Annotated in this window: 14 protein-coding genes and 1 tRNA gene; 7 read left to right on the top strand and 8 right to left on the bottom strand. The window is 64.9% G+C overall.

Annotation, left to right across the window (positions count from 1 at the left end; genetic code table 11):
• Positions 1-127 precede the first annotated feature (127 nt).
• Positions 128-844: a hypothetical protein gene (locus ACBG85_RS18330; protein ID WP_372024262.1), complete on the top strand. Its 717-nt coding sequence runs from the start codon at positions 128-130 to the stop codon at positions 842-844.
• Between the two features lie 73 nt (positions 845-917).
• Positions 918-999 (top strand) — tRNA-Leu (locus ACBG85_RS18335).
• A gap of 57 nt (positions 1,000-1,056) precedes the next feature.
• Here ACBG85_RS18335 and ACBG85_RS18340 read toward each other — a convergent pair.
• Positions 1,057-1,776 carry an aspartate/glutamate racemase family protein gene (locus tag ACBG85_RS18340; RefSeq protein WP_372024265.1) on the bottom strand — a complete coding sequence of 240 codons (720 nt, stop codon included), beginning with the start codon at positions 1,774-1,776 and terminating at the stop codon, positions 1,057-1,059.
• A gap of 210 nt (positions 1,777-1,986) precedes the next feature.
• Here ACBG85_RS18340 and ACBG85_RS18345 point away from each other — a divergent pair, with 210 nt between their 5' ends.
• Positions 1,987-2,394, top strand: a complete 408-nt coding sequence (locus tag ACBG85_RS18345; protein WP_020970031.1) for a hypothetical protein — start codon at positions 1,987-1,989, stop codon at positions 2,392-2,394.
• The gene (locus ACBG85_RS18350) at positions 2,391-2,771 is read left to right on the top strand and encodes a DUF3817 domain-containing protein (protein ID WP_003945334.1); all 381 of its coding nucleotides are present in this window, start codon (positions 2,391-2,393) and stop codon (positions 2,769-2,771) included. Before ACBG85_RS18345 ends, ACBG85_RS18350 begins: the two co-directional genes overlap by 4 nt.
• 60 nt (positions 2,772-2,831) lie before the next feature.
• On the opposite strand, the gene rdgB is transcribed toward ACBG85_RS18350, so the two are convergent.
• The 7 genes from rdgB to clpS all read right to left on the bottom strand — a co-directional run bounded on the left by rdgB (position 2,832) and on the right by clpS (position 7,912).
• Positions 2,832-3,440: an RdgB/HAM1 family non-canonical purine NTP pyrophosphatase gene (gene rdgB, locus ACBG85_RS18355; protein WP_064444087.1), complete on the bottom strand. Its 609-nt coding sequence runs from the start codon at positions 3,438-3,440 to the stop codon at positions 2,832-2,834.
• A 3-nt stretch (positions 3,441-3,443) separates the two neighbouring features.
• Complete coding sequence (gene rph / locus ACBG85_RS18360; protein ID WP_003945332.1) at positions 3,444-4,229, bottom strand: ribonuclease PH; 786 nt, start codon at positions 4,227-4,229, stop codon at positions 3,444-3,446.
• A gap of 52 nt (positions 4,230-4,281) precedes the next feature.
• On the bottom strand, positions 4,282-5,040 hold the full coding sequence (locus ACBG85_RS18365; protein WP_007733274.1) for a cyclic nucleotide-degrading phosphodiesterase: 759 nt from the start codon (positions 5,038-5,040) through the stop codon (positions 4,282-4,284).
• Between the two features lie 97 nt (positions 5,041-5,137).
• Positions 5,138-5,797, bottom strand: a complete 660-nt coding sequence (locus ACBG85_RS18370; RefSeq protein ID WP_372024270.1) for a rhomboid family intramembrane serine protease — start codon at positions 5,795-5,797, stop codon at positions 5,138-5,140.
• A 92-nt stretch (positions 5,798-5,889) separates the two neighbouring features.
• Positions 5,890-6,957, bottom strand: coding sequence for a P1 family peptidase (locus tag ACBG85_RS18375; protein WP_003945309.1), 1,068 nt, complete (start codon positions 6,955-6,957; stop codon positions 5,890-5,892).
• Complete coding sequence (locus tag ACBG85_RS18380; protein WP_064444086.1) at positions 6,954-7,544, bottom strand: DUF2017 domain-containing protein; 591 nt, start codon at positions 7,542-7,544, stop codon at positions 6,954-6,956. The genes ACBG85_RS18375 and ACBG85_RS18380 overlap by 4 nt, the downstream gene beginning before the upstream one ends.
• Before the next feature lie 56 nt (positions 7,545-7,600).
• Positions 7,601-7,912 carry an ATP-dependent Clp protease adapter ClpS gene (gene clpS / locus ACBG85_RS18385; protein ID WP_037132099.1) on the bottom strand — a complete coding sequence of 104 codons (312 nt, stop codon included), beginning with the start codon at positions 7,910-7,912 and terminating at the stop codon, positions 7,601-7,603.
• 121 nt (positions 7,913-8,033) lie between these two features.
• Between clpS and ACBG85_RS18390 the strand changes: the two genes are divergently transcribed.
• Genes ACBG85_RS18390 through ACBG85_RS18400 form a run of 3 tightly spaced genes read left to right on the top strand, consistent with a single transcriptional unit; the run spans position 8,034 to position 12,076 of the window.
• The gene (locus ACBG85_RS18390) at positions 8,034-9,374 is read left to right on the top strand and encodes a nicotinate phosphoribosyltransferase (protein ID WP_030537905.1); all 1,341 of its coding nucleotides are present in this window, start codon (positions 8,034-8,036) and stop codon (positions 9,372-9,374) included.
• A complete protein-coding gene (locus tag ACBG85_RS18395; RefSeq protein WP_042925786.1) occupies positions 9,371-10,018 on the top strand; it encodes a nicotinamidase in 648 nt (215 codons plus the stop codon). The genes ACBG85_RS18390 and ACBG85_RS18395 overlap by 4 nt, the downstream gene beginning before the upstream one ends.
• Before the next feature lie 9 nt (positions 10,019-10,027).
• On the top strand, positions 10,028-12,076 hold the full coding sequence (locus ACBG85_RS18400) for an ATP-dependent DNA helicase (RefSeq protein WP_064689273.1): 2,049 nt from the start codon (positions 10,028-10,030) through the stop codon (positions 12,074-12,076).
• Positions 12,077-12,099 lie beyond the last annotated feature (23 nt).

The following is a 12,099-nucleotide window of genomic DNA, read 5'->3' on the forward strand; positions in this document are numbered from 1 at the left end:
TTTATTGTTACCAATTCGTGACCTCCTTGACGGACGGTCGATCCCGTGCGTTCCGGGCCACAATCTGTCGGACCCCCTCGCTACGTTCAGCGCGTCCACACCGGACAACTTCTCGGGGGGAGAAATCATGAAAGACACAGACGTAGTCAGAGCGGCCGAATTCATCGGCGCCGAGCTTCCGCGCGAGGCGTGGCCGCATTGGAATCAGGGATGGCCGCGCGAGTCCGAAGCCGCCCTTCTCGACGCGATCTTCTCGTCGCGCGCCGCCTACGGAACACCGAAGACCGGAGTCCGCGCCGTCGTCGACCGTTGGCGCACACACCGCTCGGTAGCCGCCGACGATCGCCTCGACAGCTTGCCCGCCCTCGCCGCCTTCACCGACCGTGGCGACGAGCTCGCAACGATTCTCGGCAATCGCCAGCGCGTGCCGGGCAACTACTTCACCAAAGCCGAGGGTGCGGCTCGTGCGGCCAAGGCGCTCGTCGATGCCGGTTGCAGGTCCAGTGCCGACGTCGAGGACACCGAAAGCCTCCGTTCGGCAGTCGTCTCCGTTCCGGGGCTCGGCCCCAGGACCTTCGAGACACTGATGTTCCTGTCCGGGAGGTTGACGGTAACTTCGATCGACCTGCTTGCACGGTTCGCCACCGAAGCAAGCAGTAGCGAGAAATTGTTGTCGAGCACCGACGCAGCCGAGTTGCTCGTTGCGGTTGCCGAACATCTCGATGTCGATGTTCAAACGCTCACCCACGCTGCGTGGCGATATCAACGCACCGCTGAGCAACCGCGCCGATCGGAGAGATCCGCTACGCCGCCGGCAGCGGATCCACTTGCCACAACGGCGTGAGAGCGCCCGGGCGCATCCCGACCAGGGTGGTGTGCCCGCGAGCGATTCCACTCGCGTATCCTTTGAATTCCGCGCGCGAGTGGCGGAATTGGCAGACGCGCTGGATTTAGGTTCCAGTGTCTCAGGACGTGGGGGTTCAAGTCCCCCCTCGCGCACAACGAAAAGCCCCGCCGGATCAGATCCGGCGGGGCTTTTTCGGTTCTAGATCAGGCTCAGCGCTTTCGAGCCTTGACCGGCGGGGTCATGTATGTCGTCCGGCTCGGCGTCAGCCCCAGACGGACCGAGCTCTCCAACCACGTGATCGCCGACGCCGTCGGATCCACAACCGGAACGTGAATCCCTTTGCCATGCAGCCTGTCTCGGACTGCACTGGTCACACCGAGCATCCCGGTGCAACCGAGAACGACGGAATCGGCCTCGCCGTTCTCCACTGCCACAGACGCCTGTGCGGCCAGTCGATCGATCAGTTCCTCCCGATCGGTGAGGCCCAGCACCGGCATGTCCACGACTCGAATACTGCCCAGCCGACTATCGAGCCCATACCGCCGAGTGAGCGATCGCAGAATCGGCACGACGTTCGGCAGGATAGTCACGACACCGACGCGATCGCCCAGACTCATCGCTGTCAGAAATGACGGCTCGAAGCCGCCGACCACCGGTGCGCCGATGACCTCTCGGGCGGCATGCACTCCGGGATCGGCGAAACATGTGATGAACACACCGTCCACGCCGTCGGCTGCCGCTTCCTCGACCCTCTGCACTATCCCGGGGCCGGCAAGTGCCTCGTCGTACTCGGACTCGATGCTCGCCGTACCGGTAGGCAGCGAAACGACGTCGACCGTCGTGCCGGGCGCCGCCCAGTGCTCCACCTCGGCTGTCACCGCCGGAGTCAGTGTGGTGTCGATGACCGGGCGAATCACTCTGATGTGCATGAAACACTCCCCTGCTTTCGGATACGCGCCGAGGTTATCGATGCAGTACAGCCGGGAGAATGTGTTCAGTGCCCTGGCGTTGCGGGTGAGAATGGGCATAGCGCACAGGTGCTGTGGAACGGCTCCCACGACACGCCGTGGCACGGCCTCTACGACACCGTGTCGGAGATCGCAGGGCGAGGCACTATAGCTCTCAGGTACCGTCTTAGTGTGTCCAAGAACGCTACTAAACGCCGACCTGCGCTGATTCTGCTGGTCATCGTGTCAGCTGCCGGCTGCCTCGCGCTCGGCTGGTGGCAGTGGGAGCGCTTCGAAGCCGTCGGAGGCTCGGGACAGAATCTCGGGTACGCGTTCCAGTGGCCGCTGTTCGCGGCGTTTGTCGTGTACGCGTATCGCAAGTTCGTTCAGCTCGAAGACGTGGACCCCGAAGAGGCCGAAGCCGAGGAAGCCGCCGCGGAGCCGCGTGAGATTCCCGCCGACCTCTTGCCGCAACGCCCGCGGGCCGAGTTCGACGATGTGAACCTCGACGTCGACGACCCTGAAGCCCGCCAAATGCTGGAATACAACGACTACCTTGCGCAGCTCGCCGCTCGCGAGTCCGATAGGAGCACGACGTGAGTACCGGTTCGGAAGCGAGCATCGCTACCCCCGCGGTCAACGCAGAAAAGCAGAAGAAGGTTGCGTCGGCGCTGGTCCGATACCGCGTTCTCGCCTGGATCACCGGCCTCTGGCTGCTGTTCCTGACCGGTGAGATGGTCTACAAGTACCTGATTCTCGACAATTCGGCGGACGCACCGTCGTGGTTGTTCTACATCGGCCAGATCCACGGCCTGTTCTACATGCTCTACCTCGTGTTCACGATCGACTTGGCGATCAAGGCCCGGTGGAAGCCCGGTACGACGGTTGCCACCGCGCTCGCCGGCACGATCCCGTTCCTGTCGTTCGTGTTCGAGCACAAGCGAACTGCCCAGGTGAAGCAGGCTTACCAGCTCTGAGTTTCAAAAAGTGGAGCCCTGAACGCAGACGCGTTCAGGGCTCCACTTTTCGGATTCGGTTCAGTCGGCCAGCGCCGCCAGAGCCGGAACGAGCTGTACGAGCGCGCGCCCTCGATGTGACGCCGCATCCTTCTCGGCCGGGGTGAGTTCTGCGGCCGAGCGGGTGTCGCCGTCCGGACGGAAGATGGGGTCGTATCCGAAGCCGCCGTCGCCGGCTGGTTCGCGGCCGATCACCCCGCGCCATTCGCCGCGCACGACGGTCTCGTCGCCGCCGGGGATCACCAGTGCACAGGCGGAGACGAATGCCGCGCCTCGACGCTCGTCCGGCACGTCTCCCAGCTGAGCCAGGACCAGAGCCGTGTTGGCGCCGTCGTTTCCGTGAGTGCCCGACCATCGCGCGGACAGCACACCGGGCATACCGTTGAGTGCGTCGATCTCGACACCGGAATCGTCTGCGATGCAAGGCATTCCGGTTGCAGCTGCTCCGTCACGCGCTTTGGCGAGCGCATTCTCCTCGAACGTCGCTCCGGTCTCGGGGGCTTCGGGGAACGGCGGGACCTCGTCGAGCCCGACCAGTTCGATTCCGTTCACTCCAGCGGCGTCGAGCACCCGGTGAAGTTCCTTCAGCTTCTTGGCATTTCGGCTGGCAACCAGTACTCGTACGCTCACAGCTCAGGCACCGAACTTCTTCTTGGGTTCCGGATTCTTCGGTTCGGGTAGCACCCCGGGATACGGCTCGGCCAGCGCTTGACGCTGGATCTCGAAAAGTTGCTCACAACCAGCCAGAGCGGAGTCGAGCAGCTTGTCCAGCGTCGAGCGTGGGAACGTGGCGCCCTCACCGGTTCCCTGGATTTCCACCAGCGTGCCGGTATCGGTGGCCACGACATTCATGTCGACCTCGGCGCGCGAATCCTCTTCGTACGGAAGATCGAGGCGCACTCGTCCGTCCACGACGCCGACGCTGACGGCCGCTATGCCACACGAGATGGGCTGCGGGTCGGAGAGCAGGTCGGCTGCGCGCAGGTACGTCACGGCGTCGACCAGGGCTACGTATGCCCCCGTCACTGCCGCGGTGCGGGTGCCGCCGTCGGCTTGGAGGACATCACAGTCGAGGGCGATGGTGTTCTCACCGATTGCCGCGAGATCGATGCACGCTCGAAGTGATCGGCCGATGAGTCGACTGATCTCCTGCGTGCGGCCGCCGACCTTGCCCTTGACCGATTCGCGGCCACTGCGTGTGTGCGTGGCGGCGGGAAGCATCGCGTATTCGGCTGTCAGCCAACCCAAGCCGGAGCCCTTGCGCCAGCGGGGTACACCCTCTTCGACGCTGGCCGTGCACATGACGCGAGTGTTCCCGAACTCGACCAGAACGGATCCGGCCGGGTGACTGGTGAACCCGCGGGTGATCTTGACCGTGCGGAGCTCGTCGTCCGCCCTACCGTCTTCTCGTGTAGTCACCTTCGTGAGCCTAGCGGTCGCCCGGTGAGCGCTGCACCGAATGTGAGGGGAATCAGATGTCGTAGACACTTCCGGCGGAGACGGCATGCACTGGTCCGGAGAATTCGGATTTCGCTTCGGCGATCACGTCTTCACGCGATGTCCACGGCGGGATGTGCGTTAGGAGAAGTTCCTTGACGCCGGCGAGCGCAGCCACACGGCCGGCTTCCTTACCGGAGAGGTGAACTCCCTCGGGGCGATCCGGACTGTCGGTCCACGACGCTTCGGAGAGCAACACGTCTGCACCACGCGCGAGTTCGACGACGTTGTCGCACATTCCGGTGTCGCCTGTATAGACGAGGACGCGGCCGTCGGCGCCGGTGATCCGGAAACCGTAAGCCTCGGGTGGATGATTCATCCGGCGGGCGACGACGCTCAGTTCACCGAACGTCACCGGCTCGTTCTCGGCCCAGAGCCGGACGTCGATGGTGTCGGAGATGTCGTCCATCTCGCCGGCGCACTCGGCGGAGGACACTCCGATGCGGCACGCGGTGTCGGTGGGGCCGTAAACCAGAGCACGGCCGACCGGCGGGTTGGGGTGATAGCGACGCCAGACGAGCAGGCCGGGCATGTCGAGACAGTGGTCCGCATGAAGGTGCGAAAGCAGGATCGTCACCTCGCCCGGATCGGCGTATCGCTGCAACGCCCCAAGAACTCCCGGGCCGAAGTCGATCACGAGCGGCGGAGTTCCCGGTGCCGTGAGCAGGTATCCCGAAGCCGGTGAATCCGGACCCGTGACGCTGCCGGAACACCCCAGGACGGTCATGCGCATACCGGTCATGCTGCCACGTCTACCCGTCTGGGAAAAAGCTCTTGGTGGTTTTGGCGCGTCGAAGTCACACCGCAGTGAGGGTGTGACCCACGTCCGTTCAGAAACTCGGTGGTCGAACGGCCGGCGCCGACCCGGCGCGCTTGGCCCTCTCCCCCGACGTCAACGCCCAGGCGGCAACCACGCCGCCGATCGCTCCGAACAGATGCCCTTGCCAGGAAACCCGTGGATCGCTCGGCAGAACGCCCCACAGCACTCCGCCGTACACGACGAAGACGGCAACGCCGATCAGGATCTGTGTGAAACTCCGCGTGAAGAACCCGCGCACCAGCAGGTAGGTGACCCAGCCGAAGATCAGCACGGACGCACCGACGTGATTCGAGTTCGAGCCGGCGAACAACCAGGTCCCGACGCCGCCGATCACCCAGATGATGCCGGTCGCCGCGAGTCCCCGCGCAATTCCCGACACCAGCACGAGGTATCCGAGGATCAGCACCGGAATGGTGTTGGCGATCAGATGACCCCAGTCGTCGTGCAGCACCGGGGCGAACAGGATTCCCCACAGGCCGTCGAGCGTGCGCGGGGTGACGCCGGCGTTCTGGACATTCTGACCGGAGATGACATCCACGATCTCGATCACGTAGAGCAGGATCGCGAAGCCGCCCACCAACACGGCCGACTGCTTCCACACCGAGGGCGGACCGGATTTCGGTGCCGGCGTCCGGGTGCCGAAGTCCGGACTGTTGAAATCCATCCTCATCGTGTGCGTCCTCCACCGTCGATCCGGTCTTCTGATCCGGTCACTCGCGACCAGGCTCAATTCGAGATTACCGCCGATTCCAGGAGTGCTGCCTAGAGAAATGCGGACGGGAAGAGTTCGCGGTAGCTCGGGATTCCGGCTACCGACGTGGCGTCGAGAATCGCTGTGACGATCGCACGTTCGACCACCTGGGCCGAAGCCGCGCACACCGCGTCGAGTATCGGCAGATCGTTCGGGAAAGCGTCCGGAACCGTGATCTCCGAATTCGGAGTGTGATCACCGGTGGCGAGCGCAAAGATCGTGTCGCCGTCGAGCGGCGAATGTGCGGGCCGAATCGCTCGGGCCAGGCCGTCATGACCTGCGACGGCGACGCGTCGGCACCCGGCTTTCGTCAAGGCGGCGTCAGTGGCGACCACACCGATCGTGGTGTTGAGGACAGTTCCCTTGGCTGCAACGGCATTGGCCGCCGCGAGTTCGGACGCGTCGGGGAGCCTGAGGCCGAACGACTCCGCGCCGTCCGAGCCGACGCCCCACGGCAGGCCTGTTCTGGGGTCGAAGACCGAACCCACCGGATTCGCCACGATCAAGGCGGAGACCGTAGTCCCCTCGGCGGGGCCGTCGGCGATCACGACGCTGGCCGTTCCCACCCCACCCTTGAGCGCTCCGGCTCTGGCACCTACCCCCGCGCCGACCGTGCCCGTGGCGAATTCGCGCGAAGCAGTGTCGGCAGCGAGGAATCCGAAATCGCCGGTCGGACGAACGGTCCAGTCCCCCACCGGCAGATCGAAGATCACGGCGCCGGGCACGATCGGTACCACCTGGCCGGGAGCGCCCATCGCGATCCCGTGATCGTGTTCCTCGAGCCAGCGCATCACTCCGTCGGCCGCGGCAAGTCCGTAGGCACTACCGCCGGTCAACAGCACGGCATTGACCTGCTGGACCGAATGGCTCGGGTCGAGCAGATCGGTCTCGCGGGTACCCGGACCGCCGCCCCGGACGTCGACTCCGGCGACCACACCGGCCGACGCGAGCACGACCGTGCAGCCGGTGGCTGCGCCGCTTCCGAGAGTGGCTCCCTCGTCGAGCTTGTGGTGATGACCGACGGCGAGGCCGGCGACATCTGTCAGTGAATCAGTGGGCCCGGTCCGCGTTGTGGTCATGGCATGAGCGCCTGGACGAGGGAGTCCTGCATCCACGTCAACCAGTGATAGACGTCGAGATGTGGGGCTCGCGGGTCGTCGGGTTCGAGGCTCTCCGGTGTGTCGGCGTCGATGCCGAGATTGGTTCCGAGCGCGAGACGGACGTCGTTGAGCGAGGACAGCCAGGCGTCGGCCTGTTCCTGCGTGAGAACGACCTTGCCGCCGGCCTCCGGAAGCGAAGCCAACAACGTGCGAGCGGACTCACGCTTGGCGTCGATGATCTCGGGTTCGTGCAAACTGCGCAGCGCGCCGTTGACATTGGCGCCGGCGTCGTCGAGATCGTCACTGTCCGGAGCGACCTTGTCCGGATCGGTGCGCTGGAAGTCGGGAAGCAAACGCGCCAAGACCGGATTGTCGGGCGTCTCCGAATTTCCGGTACGAAGACCCGTCAGCGCGGCGAGCTCGTCTTGCGGCGCCGAAGACGAGCGCTCGTCGAGAAGCCCGGTCACCGACTCCACGAGCGAGCGCAGAACCGCCGCCTCGTGGCCGTCCATCTCGGACTTGAACTTCACTCCGCCGAGTGAACTCTTCCTACTCCACGTCCGCACGCGTCGGACTCCCGTCTACGAGTTAGGCGAACAAATCGGTCGAAAAAGTGCTTTTCTCAGGTGTCGTCGCGTTGCATCGTGGCCCAGAGACCGGCAGCGTGGAGGCGACGAACATCGGCCTCCATCTTGTCGCGCGAACCGCTCGAGACCACGGCCTTGCCCTCCGAATGGACCTGCATCATCAAGTCGGTGGCCTTGGCTTTGCTGTAGCCGAACAACTTCTGGAACACGTAAGTCACGTAATGCATGAGATTGACCGGGTCGTCCCAGACGATGGTCACCCAGGGCCGATCTGCGGCTTCGATGGTCGAAACAGCCTCCGACTGCTCGGGCGTGGCTTGAGGAGAGGAAGCCGTAGCGCCTCTCATCGTTACGTTCGCCGAGTAAGTGCCGGACACGGTCGCGCCGCCGAAAACCATGTATCCAGGGTACGGCGCGACGAGAGGCGACAACACCCACCCACGTCGTCTCGCGCATAGAGTTGTGTGCGTGCCTACGCAAATTTCCGACATCCGCGACGCCGGTGCCAGCACCGCACTGCTCACCGATCAGTACGAACTGACCATGCTCTCGGCGGCTCTCGCCGACGGATCTGCCTTCCGCAACTGCAGTTTCGAGGTATTTGCACGGCGGCTGCCAGACGGTCGTCGCTACGGCGTCGTCGCCGGTACCGAGCGCCTTCTCGACGCACTCGAGCAGTTCCGGTTCGGTGAACCGGAACTGGCGATCGTTGCAAAATTTCTCGACGACACGACCGTCGAGTGGCTGCGCAACTATCGATTCTCCGGTGACATCGACGGCTACCGCGAGGGCGATTTCTACTTCCCCGGATCACCGATCCTTTCGGTCCGCGGAACTTTCGCCGAGTGCGTCATCCTCGAAACCTTGATTCTCTCGATCCTCAACCACGACAGCGCGATCGCTTCGGCCGCAGCCCGCATGGTGAGCGCAGCGGGCGGTCGACGGATGATCGAGATGGGCTCGCGTCGTACACACGAACAGGCCGCCGTCGCCGCTTCACGTGCCGCGTATCTCGCCGGCTTCGACGCCACCTCCAACCTCGAAGCCGCGCGGCGTCACGACGTACCCAGTGCAGGTACCAGCGCGCACGCCTTCACTCTCCTGCACACCACCGAAGACGGTCCGGACGAGGCAGCGGCATTCCGCGGTCAGGTCGCGGCACTCGGCGTATCCACCACGTTGCTCGTCGATACCTACGACATCACCGAGGGTGTGAAAACGGCTGTCGCCGTTGCCGGTCCCGAGCTGGGCGGGGTTCGCATCGACTCCGGCGATCTCGGCGTTCTTGCTCGTCAGGTACGCCAACAACTCGACGATCTCGGTGCTACCAAAACACGCATCGTCGTCTCCGGCGACCTGGACGAGTACGCGATCGCGGCTCTGCGCGCCGAACCCGTCGACTCGTACGGCGTCGGCACTTCCCTGGTCACCGGATCAGGCGCCCCCACCGCCGGCATGGTCTACAAACTTGTCGAGGTCGACGGAATCGCGGTCGAGAAGAGAAGCACCAACAAGGCATCTCGCGGCGGCGCAAAGAAGGCACTGCGCGTAGTACGTCCGACCGGAACGATCGTCGAAGAAGTCATCTACCCCGCCGGATCACCGTCACCTGTCTCCGAGGCGGACGGCGCGACCGAACTGCTGATCCCGCTGGTTCGCGAAGGCAAGGTCGTCGACAGCGCGCCGACGCTCGAAGAGAGCAGAGCAGTTCTGAAGGCAGGGCTCGTGAGCCTGCCGTGGGAAGGCCTCAAACTCTCGCGCGGAGACTCGGCTGTGCCCGTTCGATTCACCGGAGGTGAGCACCAGTGAGTGCAAAAGCACTGATAATTGTCGACGTTCAGAACGATTTCTGTGAAGGTGGCGCTCTCGCGGTCGACGGCGGCGCTGCGGTTGCGGGAGCCGTCAACGATTTCGTCAACTCCCACGAGTACGACGCCGTAGTCGCGACTCGCGATTTCCACATCGACCCTGGGGCGCACTTCTCCGAGAATCCCGACTTCATCGACAGCTGGCCGGTTCACTGCGTCGTCGGGACAGCCGGCGCCGAGTTCCATCCGGCGTTCGACGCTTCCGTCGCCGGGTCGGCGATCTTCTCCAAGGGCGCCTACAGCGCGGCCTACTCCGGTTTCGAAGGAGCAGCCGAGGACGGCACGACGCTCGAGGACTGGCTCCGCGCCCACGAGATCACCGACGTCGACGTGATCGGAATTGCCACGGATCACTGTGTCAAGGCCACGGCCGTCGATGCCGCGCGCGCGGGGTTCGCCACGACTGTCCTTCTCCCCTTCACCGCTGGTGTGTCGACCGCCACGATCGAGTCGGCATTGGTGCAGATGCGGGAGGCGGGAGTGCAGCTGATCGGGCGAGACGAGGCCTCGTCGGAAGAAGACTCGAATGCCGGGGAACTACCCCGGGAATCATCCGTGGACGTTTCTGACGTAGGGATCCATTAACCTTCGTGGGTGGCCGATCAACTCCCGAACGTTCCCGAACTGCTCCAGACAGCGGTGCGGTCGCTCGGCGGTGCCGAACGAACCAGTCAGCTGACGATGGCGTCCGCCGTGGCGCACTCGATCGACACCGGCGAGCATCTGGCCGTCCAGGCCGGCACCGGTACCGGTAAGTCGCTCGCCTACCTCGTTCCGAGCCTGCGCCACGCGGTCGAATCGGGACGCACCGTGGTCGTGTCCACCGCCACCATCGCGCTGCAGCGTCAGCTCGTCGACCGAGATCTGCCTCGACTCGCCGATGCCCTGAAAAAGCCACTCGGCCGACGCGCAGAGTTCGCAATCCTCAAGGGCCGCAACAACTACCTGTGCATGAACAAGATCCATACCGGCGCGTCCGAGCAGCCACCCGAGGACGAGTTGTTCGATCCGTTCACGGTCTCGCGTCTCGGCCGGGAGGTCGTCCGCCTCACCGAATGGTCCTCAGACACCGAAACCGGTGATCGGGACGAATTGGTGCCGGGCGTATCCGATCACGCGTGGCGGCAGGTCAGTGTCACCTCCCGCGAATGCATCGGTAAGAACCAGTGCCCGGTCGGTGAGGACTGCTTCGCCGAGCGCGCCCGAGTCGAGGCGTCGAAGGCCGACGTAGTGGTCACCAACCACGCACTGCTCGCGATCGACGCCATCACCGGCATCCAGATCCTGCCTGACCACGACGTCGTGGTGATCGACGAGGCCCACGAGTTGGTCGACCGCGTCACCGGCGTCGCCACGGCCGATCTCACTGCCGCCTCGATCAGTGCCGCGGCCCGGCGTTGCGGCAAGATCGCCGAAGAGCAGGATGCCGATCGCCTCGAAGCTGCCGGCGAGGGGTGGGCTGGACTCCTCGAGGAATTGCGCCCAGGTCGCTGGGAAGGCCTCCCGGACGGGGCGGCACCCGCACTGGCTGCGATCCGCGACGCGGCCTGGTCGCTGCGCACCGCTATCGGTCCGGCCAAACCGGGAATGGCTGCTGCAGATCCCGAAGCCGCTGCGGCCCGCAACGCCGCACTCTCGTCCGTCGACGACGTCCACGACAGTGCCGTGCGTATTCTCACCGCTTTCGACGAACCCGACCCGGCCAAGCGCAAGGACGTCGTCTGGCTGTCCTCGGACGAGTTCCGCGGATCGGTGCGGCGCTCCGTCCGGATGGCTCCGCTCTCGGTCGGCGGATTGCTGCGCTCGCGACTGTTCGCCGAATCCACCGTCGTTCTCACTTCCGCGACACTGACCGTCGGCGGATCGTTCGACGGTCTCGCCGTCAACTGGGGTCTTCCTGCGGAGTCGTCCGCGCGCCCCGACTCGGGTACCGCCATCGGCACCGAAGCACCTTCTGACGCTTCGGCTTTCCGCTGGAACTCACTCGACGTCGGGTCGCCCTTCGACCATGCAAAGGCCGGCATCATCTACATTGCCCGCCACCTGCCCACGCCCGGCCGCGACGGCCTCTCCCCGGTCTATCTCGACGAGATCGCCGAACTCGTCGAGGCTGCGGGCGGACGCACCCTCGGCCTGTTCTCGTCGATGCGCGCCGCCAAAGCCGCCTCGGAGGCGATGCGTGAACGCCTCGACACCCCCATCCTGTGCCAGGGCGACGACGCCACCGGCACCCTCGTCAAGGCCTTCGCCAAGGACGAACCCACGTCACTGTTCGGCACGTTGTCCCTGTGGCAGGGCGTCGATGTTCCGGGTCCGTCACTGAGCCTCGTCATATTGGACCGGATTCCGTTCCCGCGCCCGGACGATCCACTGTTGATGGCTCGCCAGCAGGCTATCGAATCCCATGGCGGTAACGGCTTTCTCAGCGTCTCGGCCAATCACGCGGCGCTGCTCCTGGCACAGGGCGTGGGTCGCCTGCTTCGAAGCACCGACGACAAGGGCGTGGTGGCCGTGCTCGACCCGCGTCTGGCCACGGCGAGATACGCGGGCTACCTTCGCGCATCACTGCCTCCGTTCTGGGAGACGACCAACCCCGAAGTCGTCCGCAAGGCACTCACCCGCATCCGCGACTCACGTCCCTGACCCAGTTCTCACGCGGGCACAAT

Source organism: Rhodococcus sp. NyZ502, assembly GCF_041464245.1.
GTDB classification, from domain to species: Bacteria; Actinomycetota; Actinomycetes; order Mycobacteriales; family Mycobacteriaceae; genus Rhodococcus_F; species Rhodococcus_F qingshengii.

Excerpts from the sequence above, each read along its gene's own strand:
- clpS (WP_037132099.1), bottom strand. The coding sequence starts at position 7,912 with ATGAGAGGCGCTACGGCTTCCTCTCCTCAAGCCACGCCCGAGCAGTCG.
- ACBG85_RS18340 (WP_372024265.1), bottom strand. The coding sequence starts at position 1,776 with ATGCACATCAGAGTGATTCGCCCGGTCATCGACACCACACTGACTCCG.
- ACBG85_RS18375 (WP_003945309.1), bottom strand. The coding sequence starts at position 6,957 with ATGACCACAACGCGGACCGGGCCCACTGATTCACTGACAGATGTCGCC.
- ACBG85_RS18330 (WP_372024262.1), top strand. The coding sequence starts at position 128 with ATGAAAGACACAGACGTAGTCAGAGCGGCCGAATTCATCGGCGCCGAG.
- ACBG85_RS18365 (WP_007733274.1), bottom strand. The coding sequence starts at position 5,040 with ATGCGCATGACCGTCCTGGGGTGTTCCGGCAGCGTCACGGGTCCGGAT.
- ACBG85_RS18370 (WP_372024270.1), bottom strand. The coding sequence starts at position 5,797 with ATGAGGATGGATTTCAACAGTCCGGACTTCGGCACCCGGACGCCGGCA.